Here is a 26,787-nt window from a genome sequence, read left to right on the forward strand (position 1 = left end):
GCCTAAACCAGACCGAGTTTCAGTTTGCTGCGCACCGGGTTGGCGTACATATCCAGCGCAATCTCCCGGTAAGCCTCCGGCATGGCGAGAATACGCTCCTCAAAAGCCCGGGTTTTCTTCACCCAGTCACAGGGGTGCTGTGCTTTCCAGTGAGCCAGTTGCGGCGAGTCGCCTTCCAGCTTCTGGAAGGCAATCAGGTTGGTGGGTTGCAGATGGTAATTGCCGATAATTTGTCGATCCACTGCCTCGGCCATGGCCTCAGGAGAGTCGATTGATCTGTCCAGCGGATCACCAAAAGCCACATGGACAGCGCCCTTGCGCCCCACAATACCCTGATAAATGCTCAACAGGTCTTCGTGCGCCTCTTTCTCATAAGCCCCCGCTGTTTGACGGGTATACAGCTCTTTAGCCTTCGCCTCATCCAGCGGATCCAGCTCATAGGAAATGGCCACTGGCACTACCTTTAATTCACGGATGGCTTCGGCAAAACTCTGCTCCTTGGTCTTGCTCAATGAGAGCATTTTCAACAGGGCTTTTTCCGTTTTATCCACACCGTCCTTTGCTCGACCCTCCCGTTGTGCTATCCACACAGAAGCCCGCTCTTCAAGCAGGGAAAAACGGATGTAGCGTGACAATTGTACCAGCGCAGTGAGTTTTTCCCGCCGCCCTACCGGGGAGCGTTTGACGATGAAACTTTTGTTGATGCGCATCAGATCGGACGTAAAATCCTTGGTCAATAAATTGTCACCAATAGCAATCCGCACCGTATCGCGGCCGTTGTGGTAGAGCACAAAATTGACAAACGCGGGGTCCATGGCGATATCGCGATGGTTGCTGATATACAAATAAGCCGAGCTCGGCTCCAGTTTATCCAGCCCCGATACGGTTACATCGGTACCGATATTGCGCAGCAGGTTGGCCATGCTGGTACCCACGGCCTCCTGAAAATCCCGTACGTTATCGATTTTGGCAAAGGCTTTTCTGAGTACACGGCTGATCAGTGGTCGCATCAGCCAGGGCATCCAGCGACCCAGACGCCGATATTTGATGGACATCAGCGTATCGATGAATTCCCGGTCAATGGCCAGGCGGGCCAGCACATCTGGCACTTCGCTATCGTAGTAGGGACGAATATCGTCAAATTCGTTCATAGGACCTGCATGGTAATAAATTATTATCGACTGCCCACAGGGAAGACCGTGGGATGGATCAGGGTGACAAGCGCGGGTTATACCAACAGACCTCAGTGGCGTATTTTTCCACCAGATGGGTGACATCCAGAATCATCGAAAACAGGGCCATTCTCACCAGCAGGCCATTGTCCGTCTGACGAAAAATGGCCAGATTCGGATTGCTGTCCAGATCACAATCCAGCTCGTTGGCTTCTGCCCGGGAGTCTCGCGGCAGTGGATGCATAATGACCGTATTGGGTTCACAGTTCGAGGTATAAATCGCCTGGTTAAGACGAAACCGTCCGCGATACAGGTCCGCCTCATCTTTACTGGAAAAACGTTCTTCCTGAATGCGTGTCGAGTAGACAATGTCCACATGCGCAATGCTCGGTTCAAGCCGGTCTGATTCATCCACTTTGATTCCCGCCGTGCGCATCTCCTCCACCAGCTCCCTGGGCATGGCCAACTCCCTTGGGGAAACCAGCTCCACTGAAATGTGCCGGAACAGCATCAGCAACCGGCACAGGGAATGCACCGTACGGCCATGCTTGAGGTCACCGATCATGGCAACCCGCAGTCCGTCCAACTGGCGTCCGCGACCTTTAAGCTCTTTTTCAATGGTATAGAGATCCAGCAGCGCCTGACTGGGGTGTTCATTGCTGCCGTCGCCGCCATTGATCACAGGAACCCGGCTGGAGGAGGCGAAGGCCGCTGCAGAACCGGACTGGGGATGGCGCAGGCAGATAATGTCGCTAAAACCGGATAATACCCGTGCCGTATCCTGGAGGGACTCGCCCTTGGTCAGGGCCGATGCCTCGAAACCGGCGGTCTCACGCACCTCACCACCGAGGAGATTGAAGGCACTGCCAAAGCTGATACGCGTTCGGGTGCTCGACTCAAAAAACATATTGCCGAGGATCGCACCCTCCAGTACGCGGGTGATTTTCTGCCGCTGCGCGTAGGGCTCCATGCGATCGGCCACCCGGAAAATCCGATCAATATCATTGCGCTCAAACTGACTGATGGAAAGAATACTGGCGCCTTTGAATTCCACACACTGCCCCTAGATGAATAACAAAACCGCTGCATTTTAGCGACTTTGTCAGGTGTGAACCAGCAGCCCACCTACTATAAAATCTGATCGCCCCACTCTCGCAGAGCGTGGAGAATAGTTCTGTCCCGCTCGGACAAATCTTCCCTGGCATGCAACGCTTCTATCTGCGCGTAAAAATCGTTCAGCGAGAGATAACCATCCCTGCCATTGGTCAGCTGCTGAAAACGGCACGCCTGCCAACGGTCTTGCTCCTCATCCGTGAGGGTCTCGGGGAAATTTTTCGCTCGATACAGGAAAAGCAGTTCACGGTAACGCTGATCCCGAAAATGCAGGCTGTCACTGGCCAGCTCGCTCGCACTGGCAGACCTCACCGCTGAGAAAATTGCCTTATCGGCTTCACTGGCAAAACCCTCATAGAGGGCCTGTTCGGCGTTCTCACGGGGCTCATACTGCTGGCTTGAAAAAACCGCAGCCAGCTTGGCGGTCAAATCCTGTTGAAGAAGCAGCTGCCATTGTTTTTCGCACCTCGCAAGATCAATACCCAGCCGATGCGCGGCCGCAGCATCCATCAACCGTGGCGTTGCCACGACCGGGCAGCGGTTCAACTGCACACCTTTCAAGGGTATCCGGCTTACCCCTTCGGGCAATGCATCCGTGCGGGTAAAGAGCCGCTCACTGATCTGCTCGGCTGACAATTCGAGCAGCGCACGAGCATCTCCCATCAGGTTAAAACAGATAATGGCATTTTTGTTCACGGGATGTTGGGCGAGGGGCATCATAAGTGCTGTATAGCCATTTTCCCTGGGTAGTTTCCCGGAAACATGTAAAAAAGGTTTGCGGTGATTGAGATTGATCAATTCAGCCACCTTGTGTTTCAGGCGGTGCTCATAGACATACTGATACAACTGTGGCTGCTTCTCCCGGACAAGTCTTGCCATGGCAATGGTCGCCATAACATCCGACAGGGCATCGTGGGCCGACTCATGACTGATGCCATTGGCCTGAGTGAGTTGCTCCAGTTTAAAACAGGGAGAACCATCGTCGTAATCGGGCCACTCGATACCACCGGGCCGCAGGGCTCTGGCAAGCCGGACCATATCGATAATATCCCAGCGGGAATTGCCCTGCTTCCATTCCCGCTCATAGGGGTCATAGAAGTTCCGGTAAAGGGTATAGCGGGTCACCTCATCATCAAACCGGATACTGTTGTAACCGACGCCACAGGTACCTGGAACCGACAATTCACGGTGAATCTGCTCAATAAAAGTGCGCTCTGGCACACCTTCCTCGAGCGCTTTCTGGGGGGTGATGCCGGTCACCAGTGACGCCATCGGAGAGGGCAGGCGATCCAGGGGCGGCCGACAATACAGTCGCAACGGCTCACCGATAATCTCCAGTGATTCATTGGTGCGAATCCCGGCAAACTGCGAGGGACAATCGCGGGCGGGATCAATACCAAAGGTTTCGTAATCGTGCCAGTAAAGTGTGTTCACACCTATATCCGCCGCCCCCACACATCCGTCAACGAAAAACGGCGTCCGAGGACGCCGTTAGTATCGTGCAATAAACCATCAAACCCGGTTTATTTAACCACTTCGGTGTAAGTCATTTCGCCGACCACACGACGGTTCCGGGCACGCCCTTCGTCAGTGTTGTTGTCGGCAATCGGACGGGTTTCACCGTAGCCGTTGGTAGTAATGCGGTTGGCAGCAATGCCGTAATCTTCAACGATTTTCGCTTTAACCGCTGCGGCACGGTCTTCTGACAACTTCTGGTTATATTCATCCGGGCCAAGCGAGTCAGTGTGACCTTCAAGTTCCAGAGTAATGTCATCATGCACCTTCATCGCGCTAGCCACTGCCTGTAATTCATCACCGTAGATGGCACGAACGACTGCCTTGTCAAATTCAAATTCAACATTCAGACGAATCGTGATGGTGCGTTTTTCAGGCTCTGGTGCCGGCGGTTCTGGCTGAGGAGCAGGGGCCGGGGTAGGCTCGGCAGCGACCGGCATAACCGGCTTGTTGAAGTAGTAATTCACGGCGAAGTTGACGGAAGCATCGTTAACGCCCTGAAAACCACCTTCACGCACTTTGCTGTGCAAACGCGCGTCGCCACGGAATTCCCACTGCTCGGCAATCATTTTGGAGAGACCAACACCGATCTGCAGCTGATGCGTATATTTTTCTTCGGACTGCAGGTTATTTTCATTGCTGCCACTGCGATCGTAGTAGCTTGCACCCGCCAGCATGTAGGGACGCCAGCCACCGTTGTCTTCACCAAACCAGTAGTAGGCATTGATCTGCGAAACTTCGAGATCCGCATCGGCGATATCGTGACCGTAGCTCGCTTCAATAGCCCAGTCATTTGAAAAACGATAGCCAAGGTTCAGACCCAAAACACCCGATTCATCATGCCCGCTGATGACACGCTCACTATCCAGATAGTAGTAACCGAGTGACGGACCCAAATATAAACCTTCCGGTGTCTGTGCTGTCGCTGACACAGATACGGCTAAAAGTAATGTACCCATTACAGCTGAAATCTTCTTCATAATATCCACCATAAATTCCAATTTAATAAAACCAGGCTTCTCGCCTTGTTACAACAGTAACTGTGTCCAGTTTACTACATCTCCGGTTTTTTTTCCTGTGAAGACGCTCATTTTGCAGAAAAGACTGTCTAACCATCCGATTAAATGACCAATTCACGCTCTTCGATACGGGCCTGCCAGATTTTTGGACCAGTCTGGTGCACAGACTCACCTTTCGAGTCCACCGCCACGGTCACCGGCATATCGACAATTTCGAATTCGTAGATCGCCTCCATGCCGAGATCTTCAAACGCTACCACCTTCGCGCCGGTAATCGCCTTGGACACCAGGTAGGCCGAACCACCCACCGCCATCAGATAAACGGCCTCATTATCGCGAATCGCCTCAATGGCCACCGGTCCGCGTTCTGCTTTGCCGATCATGCCAATCAGCCCGGTCTGCTCCAACATGGTGCGGGTAAACTTATCCATCCGGGTTGCAGTGGTCGGACCGGCGGGACCCACCACCTCATCCCTGACAGGATCCACCGGGCCAACGTAGTAGATAAACCGGCCCGTCATATCCACCGGCAGTTTTTCGCCTTTGGCCAGCATGTCCACCATCCGTTTATGAGCGGCATCGCGCCCGGTCAGCATCTTGCCAGACAACAACAGAGTTTCACCGGTTTTCCAGGCCTTGATGTCCTCCTTGGTGACGGTATCCAGATTGACCCGACGGACGCTGTCACCGACTTCCCAGGCAATGTCCGGCCAATCATTGAGATCCGGTGCTGTCTGATAGGCCGGTCCGGAGCCGTCCAGCTTGAAATGGGTATGGCGTGTGGCAGCGCAGTTGGGAATCAGCGCCACAGCCTTGTTGGCCGCATGGGCGGGGAAATCCTTGACCTTGATATCCAGCACGGTGGTCAGACCGCCCAGGCCCTGCGCGCCGATGCCCAGGTTATTCACCTTCTCAAACAGTTCCAGACGCAGCTCTTCCGCGCGACAGGATGCCCCACGGGCTCGCAGCTCCTGAATATCGATGGGCTCCATCAGTGACTCTTTGGCCAGCAGCATGGCTTTTTCGGCGGTGCCGCCGATGCCGATACCAAGCATCCCCGGGGGACACCAACCAGCACCCATTTTAGGTACCTGTTCCAGCACCCAGTCCACCACCGAATCAGAGGGGTTCAACATGGCGAACTTGGACTTGGCCTCGGAACCGCCGCCCTTGGCAGCCACATCGATTTCCACGGTGTCACCCGGCACAATTTCGTAATTGATCACTGCCGGCGTATTGTCGCCAGTATTTTTGCGGGCTCCATCCGGATCCGCCAGCACCGAGGCGCGCAATACGTTATCCGGGTTTTTGTAGGCGCGGCGGACCCCTTCGTTGATCATGTCGGTGACGCTCATGTCACCCTGCCACTGCACGTTCATACCGACCTTGACGAACACGTTGACGATGCCGGTGTCCTGACAGATCGGACGGTGCCCCATGGCACACATGCGCGAATTGATCAGAATCTGTGCCATGGCGTCCCTGGCAGCCTGGGATTCCTCCCGCTCATAGGCTTCGTTGACGGCCTGGATAAAATCCACGGGGTGGTAGTAGGAAATAAATTGCAGCGCATCGGCCACACTATCAATCAGATCGTCTTGTCGAATTACAGTCATGTCACTCTCTCAGGGGTAATCTATCCGAAATGGTTTCAGTGACAGGCGATCAGCCTGCGGGGGCGCCCAACTGTTGCTTGATCAACTGCAGATCGCGATTGACCTGAAGCCGGTAGGCGTCAATGGCACGAATGGCCTCTTCATTTGCCGCAGTTCGGGCACTGGAATCCTTGGCCGTTTTATCGACCGCGTTGAGACGGGCAGTAATCTCCTGCAACTGACTCGCCAAATCGTTCACCTCCAGCTTGGCTGCCATGGCAGAACTCGCTGCGGTTTCCACCGATTGACCGGCCTTGTCAACTTTCGCGGCTAAAGCAGCGATCTCCTGCTTGCGCGCCGCAGCAGAGGACTGCAAACCTTTAATGGTCTTATCCTGCGCAGCGAGGGTAGCACCCTGGGATTCGATGTTTTTACGGTTTGTATCATAGGAAACACCCCACAATTTACGAATTTCCGACCAGTGCTTATCCAGTGTTTCACTGTGTTCGCGTATTTTCATACCGAGGGTGGCACCAGACTGATTGAGCGATTCATCCGTGGATACGATCTTGGCTTCCAGCTCGTCAAAGCGGGACTGCAATTGCGCCAGGCGAGCTTTCTCCTGAACCAGCAGATAGCCCATTCCGGCAAGCCCAAGCACCAGCACCAGCACCAAAAACTTCCAGACCCCGCCAATGGATCCACCACCGCGCGAATCAGACGGTGGCGGCCGTTTCGCAGCTCGCCTGCGGCCGTCGTCAACCGTACCACCCGAGGATCGACCAATACGGTCATCACTTTCCGGGACGATTGGATCAAAGCGCTTAAAATCCCTGTCTGTCATGATGGCGTTAACCTTTGGTTACAAAACATCGTTCAAGTATGGACACACCCCCGCCCGAGCGGAGCGCATTATTATATACGCCTCAAGCACAAAAAAACCGGCCCCAGGGCCGGCTTTTTTATGCCGTACAGTGATTACAGATAGTAGAGAATACCAAACAGCACCACCGTCAGACCGAGACTTGCATGAATAACGCCTTTCACTGACGCCATGGGTCCCTGCTTACCCATCAGCGCATTTACTTCGAGCGCAGCAATGATCACGAGGCAGACAATCAGATCGATCCCACCAACGCCGGTACCGTAACCACTGCCACCCCACTGTGATGCATGGGGACTTGCCAGCATGCCAAAGGCCATAGGCCCGGAAAACAGCACATTCGTGCGCGAGGCCAGCAGCGCCTTGGCACCGGCTGCGGGGCCATCACCCTCTTTCATGCCCAGGGCGACTTGCTGGTTTGGCCAGATAATCAGCCAGACGTTCAGAAACATCAACGTACCCATAAGGGCAGCGATGACGATGGAGTTGTTGAATTGGTTATTGTGGGATAGCCCACCCAGCAACAAAACACCGGTAATAAACGTAAACATGGCGCCCCAGCGGAACCACCACAAGGCGTTGGGCGCCAGCTTGGCTTTGGCATCGGCCAGCGCTTCAGGGGTAGCCTGCTTGAAATAGCCACCCTGTACAAAATTGAAGTAGTACAACATGCCAATCCAGGTAATACCGAACAGCAGATGCCCCCAGCGGATGAGAAAGTTAATGAATTCCATGTAAATCTCCTTACAGACAGCGAGTGATTGTTATAGTTAATTTTCTTGTTATTAAAGCATTTGAGCACTTGTTGGGCTATGGATAAATCCCCCCGACGCCGCAATTATAGCAACCGGGACCACCCACCACGTCTGTTTAATTCTGTCACAAAATGCCCTGAAGATAAAAAGCCGCCGCCAGGCAGTGGTTTTTCCTGGCAGGTCGGCTAAAACCCGGCCCAGCTCAGTGCGGGCCAGGCCTTTCCTTCCAATGTTTGCTACACTGACATATCCAATGGACGCCAACTTTTCTCGGCAGGCTTTTGGAAGGTCTTTCCGGATAATCGGGTGGTATCGCCCCCGGTTGTCCATTCGCAAACTTCCCCACCCCAGCCGCGTCCACCTGGAATAAATCTCTCCGCCAAACGGATGCGCGTTGCTGCAACAACGCATCCACGGCGCCTTTATCGTTGTAACCAAAGGATGACCATCATGGCTTTTACATTACCTGAACTTCCCTATGCGATGGATGCCCTCGCCCCGCAGATATCCCAGGAAACCCTGGAGTACCATTACGGCAAACACCACAAAACCTACGTCGACAAGCTGAACGGCCTGGTTCCCGGTACCGAGTTCGAAGGCAAAAGTCTTGAAGAAGTTGTGAAAACCGCCTCCGGGGGCACCTTCAACAACGCCGCCCAGATATGGAACCACACGTTCTACTGGAACTGCCTGAGCCCCCATGGCGGCGGAGAACCCACCAGCCCGCTCGCCGACGCCATCAACCGTGCTTTCGGCTCTTTCGACAAGTTCAAGGAAGCGTTCAACACCAGCGCTGCCGGCAACTTCGGCTCAGGCTGGACCTGGTTGGTGAAAAAAGCGGATGGGTCCGTCGCCATCGTCAATACCAGCAATGCTGAAACCCCGCTGACCGACGACAGTGTCACGCCGCTGCTCACGGTCGATGTCTGGGAACACGCCTATTACATCGACTACCGCAATTCCCGCCCCAACTACCTGGAAGCCTTCTGGAAGTTGGCGAACTGGGAGTTCGTCAACGGCAACTTTGCCTGAGCAATTTGCTGCCCCAATAAAAAAGGCTCCCACTTGGGAGCCTTTTTTATGTAGGGTGACAGAACCATCTGGAGCGCAACTTCACGGCGCGAAATCTGAAACCAGGTGGGTTACTGATATCACTGAGGTATCTCCTAGCGAAGGCAAGCTCTATCTGTGTGTGGTTATCGACCTGTTCAGCAAGTTAGTTGTCGGCTGGGCTATGCGGCAGATGGTGATGCGTGCTGTTGAGATATTCTAAAACCCCTCTCACACGACGTTCCGAATAGCGGCCCGGGTACTTAGTTTTGGCCCTGCTCGCTGCGGCAGTGGTAAGCGTAATAGGCAACGGGTAAAACCAACAGGGTCAGAGCGGCGGACACCCCGATACGAGGATCAGTGAGACGGCGCGGCAGCTAAAAAAGGGATCGTCGAGGATGAAGAACACCCCTGTAGTGACGGCTACGGCGGTCAGCGCGATGACGAATTACGCCTGCACTGCGGTGCGGAATGCTCCGAGTGGTCGACCAGGAAGCGGTTGCCACGCCGACAACCGGCGTGGCGACTACTGAAAGCCGGCGTCGTGCCAGCTCCGGAGCCTACACCTTGGTCAGCCGCAGGTAGGGGCGTAGTTCATCCCAGCCGCTGGGGAAGAGGTCTTTCGCCTTGTCGTTGGAGACACTCGGGGGGATGATCACCTTGTCACCCTTCTTCCAATCTGCGGGAGTGGCGATACCCTTTTCATCCGACAGCTGCAGGGCATCGATAACCCGCAGTATCTCCGTAAAATTGCGACCCACGCTCATGGGATAAGTCATGGTGAGCCGGATTTTCTTGTCCGGATCGATGATGAAGACCGAACGCACTGCGGCAGTCTCGCTTTCCCCGGGATGGATCATGCTGTAGAGCTGGGCCACCTTGTGATCCTTGTCCGCGACGATGGGAAACTTGAGACTGGTATTCTGGGTATCATCCACATCCTTGATCCACTTCAGGTGCTCTTCCACGGTGTCGGTGGACAGGCCCAGCGGTTTGACGTTGCGGGCAGTGAATTCGGCATCCAGCTGTGCCGTTCGGCCCATCTCCGTGGTACAGACCGGGGTGAAATCCGCCGGGTGGCTAAAAAAGAACACCCAGGAATCACCGGCCCACTCGTGAAAGTCGATATCACCTGTGGTGGTGGCAATCTTAAAATTGGGGGCAGTATCGCCAAGACGTAAACTCATAGTTGACTCCTTCTGATTAACAATTGTAATGACCGCGGAGTTCGGACAACCTAGCCCGCGATCAGTTTGGTAAATCTGTGCCATTACACAAATAGCACTTCTCGTCACTTCCGGCAAAAACACCGGAATCAACGGCAACAGAGACATCATCAACCCTGCTCAAGCTGTCGTCAGTGCGCCACACTGGTGATCAACAGCCTCGCTACCGACATCAGGACGTATCCCCATCACCGGACAGCGCTTTCACTGACTGATAATGACTGAGGTAGACTTCACCTGAAAGGTGCTCGAGAAAGTCCGTACACTTCAGCATATCCATGACCGGCCCCTTAACTTCCGACAGATGTAATTGAATGCCGGCTTCCCACAAGCGGGTGTTGATCGCCTCCAGTGATTCCAGGGCACTCATGTCGATTTCATTGACTGCGGTGCACTGGAGGATGACGTGTTCGAGTTCCCGACGCTGAGCAAGCAACTCGTAGACACGATCTTCCAGGTAATTCGCGTTGGCGAAGTACAGACTCTCGTCCACACGCAACGATAGAATGCGGGGGTCGGTGATGACCTCGTGTCGATTAACATTGCGAAAGTGCTCGGTACCCGGCACCTGTCCCACCACAGCAATATGGGGCTTGGCCGTCTTGTACAGATGCATACCAATGGACGCGAGCACACCGCATAGAACGCCCAGCTCCACACCCCATATCAGAGTGACACCGATGGTGATTGCCACGGCGAGAAAATCTGACAGGGAGTAATTCCACGCACGTTTCAGGATCGCCAGATCCACTAGGGATAGGACCGCGACAATAATCGTTGCTGCCAATGTCGCTTTGGGCAGGAAAAACAGAAGGGGTGTCAGCAACAACGCCACCAGCGCGATGCCGACTGCTGTGAAGACACCGGCTGCCGGGGTGACAGCGCCGGCGTCGAAATTAACTACTGAGCGGGAAAAGCCGCCCGTAACCGGCATGCCCCCGGAAACCGCCGAAGCCACATTGGAAACGCCCAGACCGATCAACTCCTGATTGGGAGAGATACGTTGGCGACGCTTGGCCGCCAGCGTATGGCCGACAGAGACTGATTCCACGAAACCGATAACCGACAGCAAAAGCGCGGAACCGGCCAGCTCACCCCAAAGCTCCAGTGAAAATGTGGGTATCGTCAAATCCGGCAGGCCCTTGGGCACTGCACCGACCAGAGCCACACCCTGCCCCTTCAGATCCAGGGCATAGGCGGCCAGCGTGGTGACAATTACTAATAATACCGGCCCGGCCTTGGCAGCCATCCCGGCAGCCTCAGGATTAAGCCCTGTGCGCACCAGAAGTGGCGCAAGTCCACTGCGCACCCAGAAGAGAAAGGCAACTGCTCCCACACCTACCACCATGGTGGAAATATTGGCATCACCCAGATGTTGATAAAGCGAGGCCAGCAAATCGAAGAGATTCTCCCCATGGGCTTCAATGCCGAGAATGTGGCGTACCTGGCTGACCGCGATAATGATCCCGGACGCCGTTATAAAGCCCGCGATCACCGGATGGGCCAGGAAGTTCGCCAGCATGCCGAGACGGAGAACCCCCATTAACAACAACATCATGCCCGACAAAAGAGCCAGAACAATGGCCGCCATCATGTACTCCGGCGAGCCTTGCTGAGCCACCTTGCCCGCAGCGGCGGCGGTGAGCAGCGATACCACCGCCACTGGCCCCACAGCGAGGGTGCGGCTGGTACCGAACGCGGCATAAGCAACCAACGGCAGGATACTGGCGTAAAGCCCCATTTCCGGCGGCAACCCCGCCAGCATGGCGTAGGCAAGTGACTGGGGAATGAGCATGATGGTCACGATCACCGCCGCAATCGTGTCGCTGATCAGCATCTTGCGGTCGTATTGCCGCAACCACTCAACACAAGGAAACAGCTCTCTTACTGCCATCAGTGGCTGGCTCTTTTCATTCGTCACTGATCACGGGACTAGCCAGCCATTCCCTGCCACGCAGCATGCCCTTCCAGTAAAGCGGTGGCATGACCCTTTCCTTGAGCAACCAGGACAGGCGCGACGGACGGGTTCCATTGACCAACCAGCGCGGGAAACTGGGCAATAGTTTGCCGCCATAACCGAACTCGGCCAGCACCACTTTTCCGCGCTCCACCGTCAGAGGACAGGACCCGTAGCCATCGTAATGCGCCACACCTTTTATCAGCCCCATGTCCGACAGGACATTAGTAGCCACCACCGGTGCCTGCTTGCGGGCGGCCGCTGCCGTTTTGGCATTGGGGGCGTTTATGACATCCCCCAATGACCAGATGTTGTCGTATTTTTTGTGGCGCAAGGTGGTCTGGTCCACATCTACCCAACCGGCTTCATCCGCCAGTGGACTAACCCGGATAAAGTCCGGCGCGGTTTGCGGCGGACAGACGTGAATCATATCGAAAGTGCGCTCGACCACCTCGGTATTGCCGTTGTCATCCGTGTGCTCGAACCACGCCTTCTGTGCCGGACCGTCGATTTTAAACAGTCGATGCTGAAAATTGAGACTGGCGTTGTACTTTTTCACGTATTCCATCAGTGCCGGGACATACTCCTTGATACCGAACAATACGGCACCGCTATTGTAGAACTCGACATCGATATCCCCGAGCACCCCTTGGCGATACCACCAGTCCGCCGACAGGTACATCGCTTTCTGGGGTGCGCCGGCGCATTTAATGGGCATGGGCGGCTGGGTAAACAGGGCCCGACCGGAGGTCATGTTCTTCACCAGCTCCCAAGTATAGGGGGCCAGATCGAAACGGTAGTTGGAGGTGACGCCATTGCGGCCCAAGGTATCCGGCAGCCCTTCGATGGCATCCCAGTCCAGTTTTATGCCGGGCGCCACTACCAGCCGTTTGTACTTCACGGCTCGGCAGCCTTCCAGAATCACCGCGTCGTTTTTCGGGTCGAAGGCCGCCACCGCCGACTTGATCCACTCCACCCCCTTGGGAATGAGAGCGGCCATACGGCGTTCGGTTTTTTCCGGGCTGAACACGCCGGCACCAACGAAGGTCCAGCCGGGCTGATAATAATGAAGTTCAGCCGGATCGATGATGGCGATGGAAACGTTGCGGGAGCGTTGCCGAATACTCGAGGCAGCGGCAATACCCGCGGCACCCCCTCCGATGATGACAATATCGTACTGACCGACGGGTTCGACGGCCCCCTCGACGCCCTGTCCGGCGATCCGCTGCACCACGCCACTCATATCGTATCCAGCATCCCGGGCCGATTTCAGAATCTGTTGCAGATCCACCTGTCTGGCGCCTTCATTCAACGCCCAGAGTGTCGTCGAACGCATGCCGCTTCGACAGTACGCATGCACTGGCTGCGGCAAGGTCTGCATCAATTTGCCGAACTTGGCCGCGTCCTCATCCAGCACCTTGCCCGAGGTTACCGGCAGGTAGTATGTCTCCATACCTCTGGCCTGCGCCGCCTGCTCGATCTCCGAGAAGTTGGGCTGGTCGGCACCTTCGCCATCCGGACGATTGCAAACGATGCTACGAATACCGGCCTCCACCAGCTTGTCGATGTCCGCCGGACTTATTTGACCGGAGACGGAGTAGCTGTCATTGATTCGCTTAATTTCCATTAACTGCCTCTCTCATTGGATTGCAATGGTCACGATGCCGCCCGGTTACTTATCACAGGACATTCAGCGGTATTTTCAGATAGACCGTGCCATTGTCCTCGGCGGGCGGCGTATGCCCCGCGCGCATATTCACCTGCAGGGAAGGCAGTATCAGACGCGGCATGTCGAGTGTGGCGTCGCGCGCCTCCCGCATCTCGACGAAATCGTCCTCAGTCTTGCCGGCTCCCACATGGATGTTGTTCGCTTTCTGCTCCCCCACAGTGGTTGCAAATTCCACCTCGCGGCCGCCGGGCTGGTAGTCGTGGCACATGAAAATCCGCACCTCGTCCGGCAGTGACAGTACGCGCATGATGGACTGGTAAAGCACGCGGGCGTCACCACCCGGAAAATCCGCCCGTGCGGTGCCGGCATCCGGCATGAAAAGAGTGTCCCCCACAAACGCAGCATCACCGATGAGATGGGTCATACAGGCAGGCGTATGTCCCGGTGTGTGAATGGCATGGCAGACGATATTGCCGATGGAGTATTGTTCTGCATCGGTAAACAGGTGATCAAACTGGGAACCATCACGCTGGAATTCGGTACCGGCGTTGAAAATCTTGCCAAAAGTTTCCTGTACGGTAACGATTTCCGAGCCAATGCCGAGCTTGCCGCCCAGTTTCTCCTGGATATAGGGCGAAGCGGATAAGTGATCGGCGTGTACATGGGTCTCGATGAGCCATTCCAACTCAAGCCCCTGCTTGCGGATGTAGTCGATAATCCTGTCGGCACCGTCCAGATTTAAGCGTCCAGCCGCATAATCGAGGCCCATCACCGAATCCACCACTGCACAGGCACTGGAAGTCGGGTCCTTCACCACATAGGAAAAGGTACTGGTCTGCTCATCGAAAAACGGCACAACTGCGGGTTTGTGCTCAAAATCTACTTCAAAGTCGATGGCCTGGTTCATGGTTCCGCTCCTCAATCTCATGCTAGTCATAGGACAATTCGGTCGCCTTGCCGCGAAAAACACGGTAGACATAAATGGTGTAAAAAAGGATCGCGGGCAACGTGATAACAATGCCCACCAGAGTAAACAAAAGGGAACTGACAGAGGCCGATGCCTCCCAGATCGTCATCTCACCGATGATGATATCGGGATAGATACTGTAGGCCAGCCCCAGTGATGCCATCAGGCAGATCAACACAATCGCGACGAAAATCACCCAGCTGTAACCCTCGCGGAGCCAGTTGTCACGCCGCAGGAGCCATACGATGCCCGCGTAGAGCACCAGGCAGGACACTGGAATCGGCAACAGTCCTATGAAATTCGGCAGCGTGAACCATTTGGCGGCGATAGCCCCACTGGCAATCGGCGTGGCTACCGAAACCGCCAGCAGACCCAGCCCGGTGGGCAACACCGACCAGCGAGCCCAACGCAACGCCTTGTCGAACAAGGCGCCTTCCGTTTTCATTAGCAACCAGGTCGAGCCCAGCAGCAGATAGAACGCCGGCAGAGTCAGCCCGATTAACAGGGCAAACAGATGGCTGGTCAGATCACCGCGCAGGCCAGTGACATAGGCACCAAGCATCCAGCCCTGGGAGACCGCGGCGACCAATGACCCCAGAAAGAAGGCCCGGTTCCACAACTGCTTGCGATGGTCACCCGCCTTGACGCGCAGATCGAAAGCTACCCCACGCAGGATTAAACCCATCAACATCAGGGTCACGGGGATGTAAAGCGCTGTCAGGATGGCACCGTGAGCCATGGGAAAAGCGATCAACAGCACGCCCACACCTAGTACGATCCAGGTTTCATTGGCATCCCAAAACGGACCTATGGACGCGATCATGATGTCTTTTTCCCACTCGTCGGCGGCCGGCAAAAGCAGGCCTACCCCCAAGTCGTAACCATCCAGCACGACATAGATCAACAACGCCAGTCCCATGATGGCGACATAGATAATTGGTAACCAGAATTCCATCAGTGCGCTCCCTCCGTGCCTTGCTGCTGCGAAACGATTGGTTGTTGTTTTATCACCAGGGATGCCGCCGGTTTACTAGCCAGATAACGCAAGGCGCCGATATAGGCCATCAGGAGAAAGACATAGAGTGCGACATAGCCCAACAGAGTCCCCGTGAGCGTTGCGGAGGCGTGGTCCGCCACCACATCCGCAGTACGCAGCACGCCATCGACGACCCAAGGCTGACGGCCGATCTCGGTCACATACCAGCCGGCCACCACCGCAACCCAGCCGGAAAAAGTCATCCACGATAGTGCCCACAACAAGGCCGGACCAGGCGCCCGGTCGCGCCAGACATGCCAGGCAGCCCACCAGCTAACCAACAGCATTAAACTGCCAACCGCCAGCATGACCCGGAAGGACCAGAACACCCAACCCACAGGAGGATGATCGACGAATTCGCTCAAGCCTCTCACCTCACCGTCCAGTTCGTGGGTCAGAATCCAGCTGGCGGCATAGGGGATCTTCAGTGCAAATCGCGTTTCCCGGCTCTCTTCATCGGGCAAACCGAAGACCGTAAAAGACGCGCCTTTCTCCGTCTCCCAGATCGCCTCCATGGCCGCGATTTTCGCCGGTTGGTGCTCGAGCGTGTTCAGCCCGTGGATATCTCCCACCAGGATCTGCACGGGCGCCAGCACCGCGGCGATGACAATACCGGTTTTCATGACGTTCCAGGTTGCCGGCCCGTCGACCTTTTTTCTACGCCGCCAGGCACTAACCCCGGTGATCAAAAAGGCTGTGGTCAGAAACGACGCCAGCGTCATGTGAATAAACCGATAGGGAAACGACGGGTTGAAAATAACTGCCCACCAGCTGTCCACCATTACCCGGCCGTTTTCCATGGAAAAACCAGATGGCGTTTGCATCCAGGAATTGAGACTGAGAATCCAGAAGGCAGACAGGAGGGTGCCGAAAGCCACGAGAAAGGAGGCGATCAAATGCATGCGATTTGATACCCGATCCTTACCGAACAACATAATCCCGAGGAAAGAGGCTTCGAGAAAGAACGCAGTCAGCACTTCATAGCCCAGCAGAGGACCGGCGACATTGCCGGCGCGTTCCATAAAGCCCGGCCAGTTAGTGCCGAACTGGAAACTCATGGTGATCCCGGAAACCACACCCATGGCAAACGTCAGGGCAAAGACCTTCACCCAGAAATAGTAGGCATACTCCCAGGCTCTGTCGCCACTCAACGTAAAGCGGGCACGAAAATAAAACAACACCCAGGCCAGGCCGATGGAAATACTGGGAAAAAGAATATGGAAAGTTATGTTGGCGGCGAACTGCATGCGCGCCAGAACAAAGGCATCAAATTCCAAAAGGGACTCCCCCCAGTTATGGTGAATGGAGACGCCGGCTCCACTGTGGGGTGGGGTGGACTGCAATGTCGCGTTCCACTATGCCAGCAACTCTGATCTTGAGATTATTATGGCAATCCTTATGCCAAGTGTTTATCAAATAACACTATATGCAGTAGTCGATTGTTTTACCTGAATTTTTTTAGAAAAAAACTCAACAGTGATAAAAGCAGTTGCCGTAGCTGGCCCACCTTTGTCATTATTGACAAACACGTTTGCCGGATTTGACAACCATGCACTTGATTGCCAGCGATACCAATCAGGATGCCGCCCGCATACTCGACGGGTTTGAATGCCCGGCCATCCTGGTCACCAACGACTACCGGATCCTCGCCACCAACGAACGATACCTGGAGAGTTTCGGCGAGATCGAGCCCGGACGCCCCGCTCATTGTTTTGAGGTGTCTCATGGCTACGACCGCCCCTGCGATCAGGCCGGCGAGACTTGCCCCCTGGCCACCTGCACAGACTCCCGAAAAAAAGAGCGGGTTCTGCATATCCACAATACATCTCGGGGGAAGGAATATGTGGACGTGGAAATGCTACCCATCCTGGACGATGAGGGACGCCCCAAGTTTTTTGTAGAGTTATTAAAGCCGGTCAACATCGCCAGCGCAGAATCCAGCACTGTACAGATGGTGGGCCGTAGCCCCCCCTTCAACCGCATGGTGGATATGATCAACCTGGTTGCAGCCAGGGACACCGCCGTGTTGCTACTGGGCGAATCCGGGACGGGCAAGGAAATGGCCGCCAGCGCCATCCATCAAGCCAGCCCCAGGCGCGATCGCCCCCTAGTCACCGTAGAATGTGCCGGTCTTACAGAGACGCTGTTCGAAAGTGAGCTGTTTGGACACGCCAAGGGGGCGTTTACCGGCGCCACCTCCAGGAAAGCCGGATTGATAGAAGCAGCCGAGGACGGCACGCTGTTTCTCGACGAAATCGGCGACGTGCCACTGGGCATGCAGGTCAAGCTTTTGCGCTTGCTGGAAACAGGAACCTATCGTGCAGTGGGCAACACGGAAATCAAGCGCGCCCGGTTTCGGCTGATCTGCGCCACTCACAAGAATCTGCCGGCACTGATTGAGCGCGGCGGGTTCCGCGAAGATCTCTATTACCGCATCAATGTCTTCCCCATTGAGCTACCACCACTGCGCAAGCGGTACGAAGACATCGCTTTGATCGCCAAATCCGTTCTCGAGAAAATCAGTGGCGGCGACAAGCTCCATATCAGCAATTCCGCCGTCAAACTCCTGCAACAACAGCCCTTTCCGGGCAACGTCCGTGAGTTGCGCAACCTAATGGAGCGTGCGCTAATCTTCAAACAATCCAATGTCATTGATGACTCGGTGATTATCAGGTGCTTGAACGACTTACCGCAGATACCGCAACCTCGCATCGAGCAACAGGACATCGATCTCAAGACACTGGAATACAATTACCTGCGGACGTTAATGTCAGCGCACCAGGGGGACAAGGGCAAGGTGGCAAAGATCGCTGGCATCAGTGTGCGTTCGCTGTATCGCAAACTCGCCGAGGGGTAACAGACTTCTACAAGAACACCTCTCGCGAAGACGCGAAGGCTATTAAGTGGACAGATACATCATTTTCTCTAACTGACCTGCCCCCAATCAATATCCCAGTAATTGATGGGTTATCATGCAGACAAAATGCTACACCAAGCTAACAAAAAGGCCTGCAAACACTGGGCTTGCAGGCCTTTTTGAGGTTTATTGAGAGTATGCTTGGACGTTTACATCATGCCGCCCATACCACCCATACCGCCCATACCACCCATATCGGGCATACCACCACCAGCATTGTTGTCCTGGGGAGCCTCTGCCACCATGGCTTCAGTGGTCACCATCAGACCGGCAATCGAACCTGCCGCCTGCAGCGCAGTACGGGTCACCTTGGCCGGGTCGAGAATACCCATGGCAATCATGTCACCGTATTCACCTGTGCCGGCGTTGTAACCGTAGTTGCCTTCACCTTGCTTGACCTTAGCCACCACCACGGAGGCTTCCTCACCGGCGTTGGTAACGATCTGGCGAAGCGGGGTTTCCATGGCACGACGGGCAAGACTGATGCCGGCATCCTGGTCGTGGTTATCACCTTTCAGCGACTCAATCGCCTGAAGTGCACGAATCAGGGCAACACCACCGCCGGGCACAACACCTTCCTCTACTGCAGCACGGGTGGCGTGCAGCGCATCTTCCACACGGGCTTTCTTCTCTTTCATTTCCGTTTCAGTGGCAGCACCGACCTTGATCACTGCAACACCGCCAGCCAGTTTGGCAACGCGCTCCTGCAGCTTTTCACGGTCGTAGTCCGAGGAAGTATCTTCGATCTGGGCACGAATCTGATTGACGCGACCCTGAATGGCGCCGTGATCGCCGGAACCATCCACAATAGTGGTGTTTTCCTTGGTCATGGCCACGCGCTTGGCAGTACCCAGGTGATCCAGCGTCGCTGACTCCAGGTCCAGGCCCACTTCTTCAGAAATCACCGTACCACCGGTGAGAACAGCAATATCCTCCAGCATGGCTTTGCGACGATCGCCGAATCCCGGCGCTTTACAGGTGGCGACCTTGACGATACCGCGCAGATTGTTCACCACCAGCGTAGCCAGTGCTTCACCTTCCACATCTTCCGCAATAATGATCAATGGCTTGCCGGCTTTGGCAACGTTTTCCAGCAGCGGCAACAACTCGCGAATATTGGAAATCTTCTTATCAACCAACAAAATGAAGGCATCGTCGTGTTCAACGCTCATGCTTTCCTGATTATTGATAAAGTAAGGTGACAGGTAACCGCGATCAAACTGCATACCTTCCACGATATCCAGTTCATTCTCCAGACCGGTGCCCTCTTCTACGGTAATGACGCCTTCCTTGCCAACCTTGTCCATCGCCTCGGCGATGACATCGCCGATGTGGGCATCACTGTTGGCAGAAATCGTACCGACCTGGGCAATTTCCTTATTATTGGTGCAGGGCTTTGCCAGTTTCGCAATCTCTGCTACAGCGGCAATTACGGCTTTGTCGATACCGCGCTTCAGGTCCATCGGGTTCATACCCGCGGCAACGGACTTCAAGCCTTCATTAACAATCGCCTGGGCCAGCACAGTGGCCGTGGTAGTACCATCGCCCGCATCATCGGATGCTCTGGAGGCAACTTCCTTCACCATTTGCGCACCCATGTTCTGGAACTTGTCCTTCAGCTGGATTTCCTTGGCCACAGAAACACCATCTTTGGTGACAGTGGGCGCACCAAAAGATTTCTCCAGAACCACATTGCGGCCTTTTGGCCCCAGGGTAACTTTTACGGCGTCCGCCAGAATATTGATACCTGCTAGCATCGGGTGGCGTGCATCATCTCCAAACTTTACGTCTTTGACTGACATAATTAACCTTCCTTAAAAAATCGCGCTAATTAAATTTACTGAGCAACAAGGCATCATCCAGTGATAACGGCCTTGATGTCGCTTTCAGACAGAATAACCAGTTCCTGACCGTCAATTTCAATGGTGTCACTGCCGGCATATTTACCGAATACCACCTTGTCACCAACCTTGACGTCGACCGGGCGAACTTCACCGTTATCCAGCACTCGCCCAATACCTACGGCGACCACCTCACCTTCATTGGGTTTTTCCTTGGCGGAGCCAGGTAACAGGATGCCACCGGCTGTTTTTTCTTCTTCTTCCTTGCGACGAATAACGACACGATCGTGTAAGGGACGAATTTTCATTGTGTTTCTCTCCAACTTTTAACGTTCTACCCTATTAATAAGAACAGAGTCCGGATGTAACCGAGCTGTGCACTATGTGGAGGCTCCTGAAGCTATTTCAAGGGCCCTAAAAAATATTTCGTGCGTTCAACCTTCATTTTTCATTGTCCTGGTCCCGCCAGAATTCCCCCTCAAGGGTCTTGCCTTCGCCTTTTTGGGGAGGCTGATCGGCGCAGAAAGGGTCACTGGCAGGCGGTGCCTGATGGCGAACCACCACCAGGTTTTTCACAAACCTGGAGACCAACCAATACCGCACGGGGGGAATCAAACCAGCAAACCCCAGCACATCGGTCGCAAAGCCCGGCGTCAGGAGCAATGCCCCGCAAACCGCCAACACGATGGCCTCCGCCATTTCCATGGCCGGCAATTCACCGAGATCCATTTTCTGCCGGGCCCTGAACAAAGTTGCAAAACCCTGTGCCCGCAACAGCGCTACCCCCACAACAGCCGTGAGCAACACCAGTCCGATGGTTGGCAGCGCCCCAATCTGTCGCCCGACCGTGATCAGCAACCACATCTCCACGACCGGCATCACGATAAAAAGCAGCAACAGATATCTCAAAGCCATCCTCCTGAACCCATAGCCAACGAAATGGGGGCAGTTACCGCTAAATTCAAGGCAATTACTGGACGAAAGAAAGAAAACATTTCTATCATTGGCCATGACGTACGAAGATCAACTGCGCATCTACACTGTGCTCAATGCCATTCCCCCGGGATTCGTCACCAGCTACGGTTGCGTGGCCACACTCGCGCAACTTCCCCGGGGCGCGCGACAGGTGGGCAGACTTCTCAGCCAGCTTCCCGCAGAGTCAACGCTGCCCTGGCACCGGGTGCTCAGAGCTGATGGCTCAATTGCTTTCCCGCTGGACAGCCCGTCGTACCGGCGTCAGAAACAGCGACTTGAAAGCGAGGGTGTGACTGTGACTCAGGGCAGGGTGGATTTATCCGGGTTTGGCTGGAAGGGCTGACCCGCAACCAGCGCATGCCGCCACAGTAACCAGGAGAGCAATACGGCGGGCAATCCCATCAGTGCCGCATAGGTAAAAAACAGCTCATAACTACTGGCATCGACAATCACGCCGGAAAATCCGCTGAAAAATTTTCCCGGCAGCGTCATCAACGAACTGAACAACGCATACTGGGTCGCCGTATAGGCCCGATTGGTCATACTGGACAGATAGGCGATAAAAGCGGCATTGGCAAAACCACCGCTCAAGTTGTCGCCGCTGATGGCTACCGCCAGCCAGGTCAGATCAGCGCCCACCAGCGCGAGCTTCACAAACAGCAGATTGGTCAGCGCCACCATGACCGCACCGGCAAAAAGGGGCCGAAAAATACCGTAACGCACCACCAGCAGCCCCCCCAGAAAGGAGCCGACCAGGGTCATCACAAAGCCGTAGAGCTTGCCAACATTGGCGATATCCGTTTTGCTGAAACCGAGATCGAGATAAAACGGGTTGGCCATGATACCCATGGTGATATCACTGAGCCGATAAAGACCGATAAAGGACAGGATCAGAATGGCCCAGGTCCCGTTGCGTCGAAAAAACTCCACAAACGGTGCCACCACTGCCCCCAGAAACCAGCTTTCCAGCCTGAACCACCAACCGGGCCGGTCAGCGTGCAAGCTATGCTGCAGACCGGATTCAAGCTGCCAGGTTTCGGCTGGAACGGCCCGCTCGGGTTCACTAACCAGCAACACGGTTACCACGCCGACCAGCATCAGCAGCGCCATACACAGATACGCCGTACTCCAGCCCGACCAATCGGCGAGATAAAAGGCACCGGCACCGGCAACCAGCATGGCGATCCGGTAGCCAAAGATGTACATGGCCGACATCGCGCCCTGGTATTCATCAATGGCCGACTCGATCCGGAATGCATCGATGGCCACATCCTGGGTGGAGGCGGAAAAAGCCACCAACAGCGAACAAATGGCGACGCTGACCAGCGACACGGTCGGATCGGTGAGCACCATCGCCACCAACCCCAGCATCACCCCCATCTGACCGAGCAAGATCCAGCTGCGCCGCTGACCCAGCAGCCGGGTCAACACCGGCAGCCTGAGTCGATCCACCACCGGCGCCCAGAGGACCTTGATGGAATAGGTGATGCCCACCCAACCAAAGAAACCGATTGTACTGCGGCTGATCCCCAGATCCCTGAGCCAGGCGGTCAGTGTCGAGAACACCAGCAACAGGGGCAAACCGGCGGCAAAGCCGAGAAACAGCATGGCAATGACCTGTGGTCTGGAGTAGACCCGCACCGCCTCACCCCAGCTTGCCGTACCATCCTTCAATGCCATAACGACGCCTCTCCAAACAGGGCAATACCCTAACAGATAATCCTGCAGATGCTATACACTACGCCGCCATGACAGCCATCCTCGAAGTACGCAACCTGAGCAAATCATTTCGTTCACTGAAAGCTGTGGATGATATCTCCTTTGCCATTCCCAAAGGGGCCTGTTTCGGGCTGCTCGGGCCCAATGGCGCGGGGAAAACCACCACCATCGAAATGGTGGAAGGCATCACCAAACCCAGCTCGGGAGAGATCTACTACAGGGGTAAACCCAGGGACAGCAGCTTTCTGGAGGAAACCGGCATACAGTTTCAATCCACCTCGCTGATGGACTACCTCAGAACCCGCGAAGTGCTGGCCCTGTTTGCCCGCTTTTACGCCAACAGCACACCCATTGAAGCACTGATCGAGCTGTGCCAACTGGAAGATTTCCTGGACACCTATGCCACCCGCCTGTCCGGTGGCCAGCGCCAACGCCTGCTGCTGGCCGTGGCACTGATTAACGATCCGGAAATTCTGTTTCTGGACGAACCCACCACCGGACTCGACCCCCAGTCCCGACGACACTTCTGGTCACTGATACGAACCATCAAGGCCCGCGGCAAAACCGTGCTGCTCACCACCCACTACATGGAAGAAGCCGAGCTATTGTGCGATCAGCTGATTATTATGGACAAGGGGAATATCATCGCCGAGGGGTCGCCCCAGTCCCTGTTGCGCCAGCACTTTAAGGACAGCTATATCTGTCTCAACCGGGAAGATCTCGACGATGACCTGGCAAGCCTTGGCAGCCGGGTTGAAGTCCGTGAAGACGGTATTGCCATCGCCACCTCCAACGTCGAAAAAACCCTCGCCGAGCTGGTGGCCCTCAATATCAACCTGCGTTCCCTGCGAGTCCGCAACCCCTCCCTGGACGATCTGTTCCTCAAACTCACCGGCCACCATTTAAGGGAATAAACCCATGCGACGAATACTGGCCCTGTGGATGGCGAGAAACCGCGAATACTACCGGGATAAAGGCTCCCTGTTCTGGTCATTCATTGCCACTCCGTTTATCGTGATTGTACTGGCGGTCGCGTTCTCGTCTGAAAACGAGGAAATATTCCGCGCCGGCCTGTTGATCGACTCTGCGTCCGACCGCGCCTACACACACCCCTTCGGTGAAGAAACCGCCATTGGCCTGGTGGAATACACCGACCGACAGGAGGCCCTGCGGCGGGTACAATTTCATCAACTGGATATTCTCCTCACCACCCAGCAGCCACCCCGGTACTGGATCAATACCGAATCGGCCAAGGGCCGACTACTGGAAAAGTTGCTGCTCGCCCGGCAACAGACCGGGACAACGTTGCCACCTCAGCCGGACTGGCAGAAGCAGGAGGTCAGTGGAAAGAAAATTCGCTACATCGACTGGGCCATCCCGGGAATACTGGCCATGAACATGATGTTCAGTGGTTTATGGGGGATTGGCTATGTGATCGTCCGCTACCGCAAAAATGGTGTATTGAAACGACTTCAGGCTACCCCTCTCAGGGCCTGGGAATTCCTGATATCCCAGGGGCTGTCGCGACTGGGCATCATGCTCGCCGTGACCGTCATTGTATTTCTGATCTGCCATCTGTTCATCGGTTTCATGATGGCGGGCAGTTACCTGCTGTTACTGCTGATCGCCATCATCGGTAACCTGTCCATTATCAGTATTTCACTGCTGATGGCCACCCGCACCGCCAGCGAAGAACTGGCCAACGGCCTACTCAACCTGATCAGTTTTCCCATGCTGTTGCTGTCGGAACTGTGGTTCTCGCTTGACGATGCACCCAACTGGTTACAGCAACTCTCCCAACTGCTGCCGTTAACCCACCTGGTGTCAGCGGCCAGGGAGGTCATGCTGGAAGGGGCCGGGATCGTACAGGTGGCACCTCAGCTACTGGCACTGGTTGCCATGACGGCAGTGTTCATTACCCTGGCGGGTATGCTGTTCCGCTGGCACGACTGAGCCATCCTCACCAGAGCACCACCATCAACGCCACCATTGAAAGCGCAAAGATCAGGGTCCGGGTGAACAGTGCCTGAAGGTTGGCCGGCATCTCTTCACCGGCTGCATTGAGCGCTACTTCGCCCTCGGGCACAGCGTGCTCCGCATAACCACCCAACACCTCAGCACTTTCGGCAGAAGAAAAAAAGGAGCGCTGCCAGTGCTTGAGGCAGGCCGAAAAGTTACCCACAAAGCACATGGAAATACCCACCAGCCTGACTGGCAGCCATTCCAGCAACCAGAGCCACCCTGTATCGACAGACTCGCCGGTTGTACTTGCGCGGTCGCGCCGAATCACCGACAACCGATATAAAAGCGCGCCGGGAGCACCCGCCAGGATGAACCAGAACATCGCAGCAAAATAACGCTCGAAGTAGCGGTAGGCAATCACCTCCAGGGCCGCCAGGCGGGACTGCTCCGCATTCACCACATCGTCCTGGCGATCGGGACTGAGCGCCGCAACATCGCGATAAGCCGCCTGGTGATCACCCCGCCCCAGGTCTTCCTCGTAATCCGCCACCTCAGGCTCAAGACTGCCGCGCCCGAGCGCATAGAGAAACACCAGCAAACTCAGCACAAACTGCGGCAAACCCAGCCAGCTGTTACCCAGCAACCCGATCACCAGCGCCAGGGCGGCGACCGGCAGCAACAGGGTGATCACCTGCTGCACGCGGGGAGCCGACTGAAGCTTTGGCCAGCTGGCAAGCCGATCACAGAACCGGTGAAACCAGCCATCGGACTGGATCGCCGCCAACGAACCCAGCTGACGTAACAGCAGAAGCCCCACCACAATTACAATAAATTCCATATCACGCCTCCAGGGCAGCGCTCAATCGCCGCCAGTCAAAGCAGGGGCCCGGATCGGTCTTGCGCCCGGGCGCGATGTCACTGTGACCGACAATACGCTGTTTTGACAGACCGGGGTAGTGCGCCAGTAAAACCCGAACCAGCGCCGCCAGACAGTGGTATTGCTGGTCGGTATAGGGCTGGTCATCGCTGCCCTCCAACTCTATCCCCAGCGAAAAGTCATTACAGTTTTCCGCGCCATCAAAGCAGGACTGCCCCGCGTGCCAGGCGCGGTCGTGAAACGAAACAAACTGCACCACGCCACCATCGCGCCGGATCAACAGGTGAGCGGAGACCCTGAGATCGGCAATCTCACGAAAATAGGGGTGGGCGTCGGCATCCAGGCAATTGGTAAAAAAGTCGCAGATGTGCGCACTGCCAAACTGACCGGGTGGCAGGCTGATATTGTGGATCACCAGCAATGATAGCGCCGCCGTTGCCGGCCGCTGATTAAAGTTTGGCGAGGGCACATGCCGCGCACCCGTCAGCCAGCCTTGCGAATCGATAGAAAAACCAGAAATAGTCTATGCTCCCGGCAAA

General features: G+C 55.4%; 24 protein-coding genes and 1 pseudogene. 6 read left to right on the forward strand and 19 right to left on the reverse strand.

Annotated elements, in window-relative coordinates; all coding sequences use genetic code 11:
• Window positions 1-2 precede the first annotated feature (2 nt).
• The 7 genes from QZ516_RS09740 to QZ516_RS09770 all read right to left on the reverse strand — a co-directional run bounded on the left by QZ516_RS09740 (window position 3) and on the right by QZ516_RS09770 (window position 8,031).
• A complete protein-coding gene (locus QZ516_RS09740) occupies window positions 3-1,151 on the reverse strand; it encodes a 1-acyl-sn-glycerol-3-phosphate acyltransferase (RefSeq protein WP_297188893.1) in 1,149 nt (382 codons plus the stop codon).
• 58 nt (window positions 1,152-1,209) lie between these two features.
• Window positions 1,210-2,226 (reverse strand): aspartate carbamoyltransferase, encoded by a 1,017-nt coding sequence (locus QZ516_RS09745; RefSeq protein WP_036859352.1) that lies wholly within the window; start codon window positions 2,224-2,226, stop codon window positions 1,210-1,212.
• Between the two features lie 74 nt (window positions 2,227-2,300).
• The gene (gene sbcB / locus QZ516_RS09750) at window positions 2,301-3,719 is read right to left on the reverse strand and encodes an exodeoxyribonuclease I (RefSeq protein ID WP_297188899.1); all 1,419 of its coding nucleotides are present in this window, start codon (window positions 3,717-3,719) and stop codon (window positions 2,301-2,303) included.
• An 89-nt stretch (window positions 3,720-3,808) separates the two neighbouring features.
• Entirely contained in the window at window positions 3,809-4,780 is a 972-nt protein-coding gene (locus tag QZ516_RS09755; protein ID WP_297188902.1) for an OmpA family protein, read from the reverse strand.
• 140 nt (window positions 4,781-4,920) lie between these two features.
• Window positions 4,921-6,435 carry a fumarate hydratase gene (locus tag QZ516_RS09760; RefSeq protein ID WP_297188905.1) on the reverse strand — a complete coding sequence of 505 codons (1,515 nt, stop codon included), beginning with the start codon at window positions 6,433-6,435 and terminating at the stop codon, window positions 4,921-4,923.
• 49 nt (window positions 6,436-6,484) lie between these two features.
• Window positions 6,485-7,258 carry a hypothetical protein gene (locus QZ516_RS09765; RefSeq protein WP_297188908.1) on the reverse strand — a complete coding sequence of 258 codons (774 nt, stop codon included), beginning with the start codon at window positions 7,256-7,258 and terminating at the stop codon, window positions 6,485-6,487.
• 134 nt (window positions 7,259-7,392) lie between these two features.
• Window positions 7,393-8,031 carry an antitermination protein NusG gene (locus QZ516_RS09770; RefSeq protein ID WP_297188911.1) on the reverse strand — a complete coding sequence of 213 codons (639 nt, stop codon included), beginning with the start codon at window positions 8,029-8,031 and terminating at the stop codon, window positions 7,393-7,395.
• A gap of 471 nt (window positions 8,032-8,502) precedes the next feature.
• Between QZ516_RS09770 and QZ516_RS09775 the strand changes: the two genes are divergently transcribed.
• On the forward strand, window positions 8,503-9,084 hold the full coding sequence (locus QZ516_RS09775; protein WP_297188914.1) for a Fe-Mn family superoxide dismutase: 582 nt from the start codon (window positions 8,503-8,505) through the stop codon (window positions 9,082-9,084).
• 106 nt (window positions 9,085-9,190) lie between these two features.
• Window positions 9,191-9,295 (forward strand): annotated as a pseudogene (locus QZ516_RS12775) (DDE-type integrase/transposase/recombinase); the annotation flags it as partial.
• A gap of 367 nt (window positions 9,296-9,662) precedes the next feature.
• Here the strand turns inward: QZ516_RS12775 and QZ516_RS09780 are convergent.
• The 6 genes from QZ516_RS09780 to QZ516_RS09805 form a co-directional block, all read right to left on the reverse strand.
• On the reverse strand, window positions 9,663-10,289 hold the full coding sequence (locus QZ516_RS09780) for a peroxiredoxin (protein WP_297188916.1): 627 nt from the start codon (window positions 10,287-10,289) through the stop codon (window positions 9,663-9,665).
• A 211-nt stretch (window positions 10,290-10,500) separates the two neighbouring features.
• Window positions 10,501-12,222, reverse strand: coding sequence for a sulfate permease (gene sulP, locus QZ516_RS09785; protein ID WP_297188919.1), 1,722 nt, complete (start codon window positions 12,220-12,222; stop codon window positions 10,501-10,503).
• 16 nt (window positions 12,223-12,238) lie between these two features.
• A complete protein-coding gene (locus tag QZ516_RS09790) occupies window positions 12,239-13,912 on the reverse strand; it encodes a bifunctional protein tyrosine phosphatase family protein/NAD(P)/FAD-dependent oxidoreductase (RefSeq protein WP_297188922.1) in 1,674 nt (557 codons plus the stop codon).
• A gap of 52 nt (window positions 13,913-13,964) precedes the next feature.
• Entirely contained in the window at window positions 13,965-14,861 is an 897-nt protein-coding gene (locus QZ516_RS09795) for an MBL fold metallo-hydrolase (RefSeq protein ID WP_297188924.1), read from the reverse strand.
• A 22-nt stretch (window positions 14,862-14,883) separates the two neighbouring features.
• Window positions 14,884-15,876 (reverse strand): cytochrome d ubiquinol oxidase subunit II, encoded by a 993-nt coding sequence (locus tag QZ516_RS09800; RefSeq protein ID WP_297188927.1) that lies wholly within the window; start codon window positions 15,874-15,876, stop codon window positions 14,884-14,886.
• Entirely contained in the window at window positions 15,876-17,234 is a 1,359-nt protein-coding gene (locus QZ516_RS09805) for a cytochrome ubiquinol oxidase subunit I (protein ID WP_297188929.1), read from the reverse strand. Before QZ516_RS09805 ends, QZ516_RS09800 begins: the two co-directional genes overlap by 1 nt.
• A 272-nt stretch (window positions 17,235-17,506) precedes the next feature.
• Between QZ516_RS09805 and QZ516_RS09810 the strand changes: the two genes are divergently transcribed.
• The gene (locus QZ516_RS09810) at window positions 17,507-18,814 is read left to right on the forward strand and encodes a sigma 54-interacting transcriptional regulator (protein WP_297188932.1); all 1,308 of its coding nucleotides are present in this window, start codon (window positions 17,507-17,509) and stop codon (window positions 18,812-18,814) included.
• 209 nt (window positions 18,815-19,023) lie between these two features.
• Here the strand turns inward: QZ516_RS09810 and groL are convergent, their stop codons facing one another.
• The 3 genes from groL to QZ516_RS09825 all read right to left on the reverse strand — a co-directional run bounded on the left by groL (window position 19,024) and on the right by QZ516_RS09825 (window position 21,624).
• Window positions 19,024-20,676 carry a chaperonin GroEL gene (gene groL / locus QZ516_RS09815; protein ID WP_297188938.1) on the reverse strand — a complete coding sequence of 551 codons (1,653 nt, stop codon included), beginning with the start codon at window positions 20,674-20,676 and terminating at the stop codon, window positions 19,024-19,026.
• Between the two features lie 53 nt (window positions 20,677-20,729).
• Entirely contained in the window at window positions 20,730-21,023 is a 294-nt protein-coding gene (groES, locus tag QZ516_RS09820) for a co-chaperone GroES (RefSeq protein WP_297188942.1), read from the reverse strand.
• A 133-nt stretch (window positions 21,024-21,156) separates the two neighbouring features.
• A complete protein-coding gene (locus QZ516_RS09825) occupies window positions 21,157-21,624 on the reverse strand; it encodes an FxsA family protein (RefSeq protein WP_297188945.1) in 468 nt (155 codons plus the stop codon).
• A 100-nt stretch (window positions 21,625-21,724) separates the two neighbouring features.
• On the opposite strand from QZ516_RS09825, the gene QZ516_RS09830 reads away from it, so the two are divergent.
• Window positions 21,725-22,033, forward strand: coding sequence for an MGMT family protein (locus tag QZ516_RS09830; RefSeq protein ID WP_297188948.1), 309 nt, complete (start codon window positions 21,725-21,727; stop codon window positions 22,031-22,033).
• Here QZ516_RS09830 and QZ516_RS09835 read toward each other — a convergent pair.
• The gene (locus tag QZ516_RS09835; protein WP_297188950.1) at window positions 21,991-23,370 is read right to left on the reverse strand and encodes an AmpG family muropeptide MFS transporter; all 1,380 of its coding nucleotides are present in this window, start codon (window positions 23,368-23,370) and stop codon (window positions 21,991-21,993) included. The genes QZ516_RS09830 and QZ516_RS09835 overlap by 43 nt on opposite strands.
• A 68-nt stretch (window positions 23,371-23,438) precedes the next feature.
• Here QZ516_RS09835 and QZ516_RS09840 point away from each other — a divergent pair, with 68 nt between their 5' ends.
• Window positions 23,439-24,323 carry an ABC transporter ATP-binding protein gene (locus QZ516_RS09840; RefSeq protein WP_297188953.1) on the forward strand — a complete coding sequence of 295 codons (885 nt, stop codon included), beginning with the start codon at window positions 23,439-23,441 and terminating at the stop codon, window positions 24,321-24,323.
• Window positions 24,324-24,327: 4 nt separating this feature from the next.
• Complete coding sequence (locus QZ516_RS09845; protein ID WP_297188956.1) at window positions 24,328-25,362, forward strand: ABC transporter permease; 1,035 nt, start codon at window positions 24,328-24,330, stop codon at window positions 25,360-25,362.
• Between the two features lie 7 nt (window positions 25,363-25,369).
• Here the strand turns inward: QZ516_RS09845 and ampE are convergent, their stop codons facing one another.
• Together ampE and ampD are read right to left on the reverse strand one after the other, a co-directional pair.
• Window positions 25,370-26,209: a regulatory signaling modulator protein AmpE gene (ampE, locus tag QZ516_RS09850; RefSeq protein WP_297188958.1), complete on the reverse strand. Its 840-nt coding sequence runs from the start codon at window positions 26,207-26,209 to the stop codon at window positions 25,370-25,372.
• 1 nt (window position 26,210) lies between these two features.
• Window positions 26,211-26,768, reverse strand: coding sequence for a 1,6-anhydro-N-acetylmuramyl-L-alanine amidase AmpD (ampD, locus tag QZ516_RS09855; RefSeq protein ID WP_297189304.1), 558 nt, complete (start codon window positions 26,766-26,768; stop codon window positions 26,211-26,213).
• Window positions 26,769-26,787: the final 19 nt, after the last annotated feature.

The organism is uncultured Porticoccus sp., from assembly GCF_913061305.1.
Lineage (GTDB): Bacteria > Pseudomonadota > Gammaproteobacteria > Pseudomonadales > Porticoccaceae > Porticoccus.

Excerpts from the sequence above, each read along its gene's own strand:
- QZ516_RS09840 (WP_297188953.1), top strand. The coding sequence starts at position 23,439 with ATGACAGCCATCCTCGAAGTACGCAACCTGAGCAAATCATTTCGTTCA.
- QZ516_RS09765 (WP_297188908.1), bottom strand. The coding sequence starts at position 7,258 with ATGACAGACAGGGATTTTAAGCGCTTTGATCCAATCGTCCCGGAAAGT.
- QZ516_RS09845 (WP_297188956.1), top strand. The coding sequence starts at position 24,328 with ATGCGACGAATACTGGCCCTGTGGATGGCGAGAAACCGCGAATACTAC.
- QZ516_RS09740 (WP_297188893.1), bottom strand. The coding sequence starts at position 1,151 with ATGAACGAATTTGACGATATTCGTCCCTACTACGATAGCGAAGTGCCA.
- QZ516_RS09780 (WP_297188916.1), bottom strand. The coding sequence starts at position 10,289 with ATGAGTTTACGTCTTGGCGATACTGCCCCCAATTTTAAGATTGCCACC.
- groL (WP_297188938.1), bottom strand. The coding sequence starts at position 20,676 with ATGTCAGTCAAAGACGTAAAGTTTGGAGATGATGCACGCCACCCGATG.
- QZ516_RS09800 (WP_297188927.1), bottom strand. The coding sequence starts at position 15,876 with ATGGAATTCTGGTTACCAATTATCTATGTCGCCATCATGGGACTGGCG.
- QZ516_RS09830 (WP_297188948.1), top strand. The coding sequence starts at position 21,725 with ATGACGTACGAAGATCAACTGCGCATCTACACTGTGCTCAATGCCATT.
- QZ516_RS09795 (WP_297188924.1), bottom strand. The coding sequence starts at position 14,861 with ATGAACCAGGCCATCGACTTTGAAGTAGATTTTGAGCACAAACCCGCA.
- QZ516_RS09775 (WP_297188914.1), top strand. The coding sequence starts at position 8,503 with ATGGCTTTTACATTACCTGAACTTCCCTATGCGATGGATGCCCTCGCC.
- groES (WP_297188942.1), bottom strand. The coding sequence starts at position 21,023 with ATGAAAATTCGTCCCTTACACGATCGTGTCGTTATTCGTCGCAAGGAA.
- QZ516_RS09760 (WP_297188905.1), bottom strand. The coding sequence starts at position 6,435 with ATGACTGTAATTCGACAAGACGATCTGATTGATAGTGTGGCCGATGCG.
- ampE (WP_297188958.1), bottom strand. The coding sequence starts at position 26,209 with ATGGAATTTATTGTAATTGTGGTGGGGCTTCTGCTGTTACGTCAGCTG.
- sulP (WP_297188919.1), bottom strand. The coding sequence starts at position 12,222 with ATGGCAGTAAGAGAGCTGTTTCCTTGTGTTGAGTGGTTGCGGCAATAC.
- QZ516_RS09770 (WP_297188911.1), bottom strand. The coding sequence starts at position 8,031 with ATGGAATTCATTAACTTTCTCATCCGCTGGGGGCATCTGCTGTTCGGT.
- QZ516_RS09835 (WP_297188950.1), bottom strand. The coding sequence starts at position 23,370 with ATGGCATTGAAGGATGGTACGGCAAGCTGGGGTGAGGCGGTGCGGGTC.
- QZ516_RS09790 (WP_297188922.1), bottom strand. The coding sequence starts at position 13,912 with ATGGAAATTAAGCGAATCAATGACAGCTACTCCGTCTCCGGTCAAATA.
- QZ516_RS09755 (WP_297188902.1), bottom strand. The coding sequence starts at position 4,780 with ATGAAGAAGATTTCAGCTGTAATGGGTACATTACTTTTAGCCGTATCT.
- QZ516_RS09810 (WP_297188932.1), top strand. The coding sequence starts at position 17,507 with ATGCACTTGATTGCCAGCGATACCAATCAGGATGCCGCCCGCATACTC.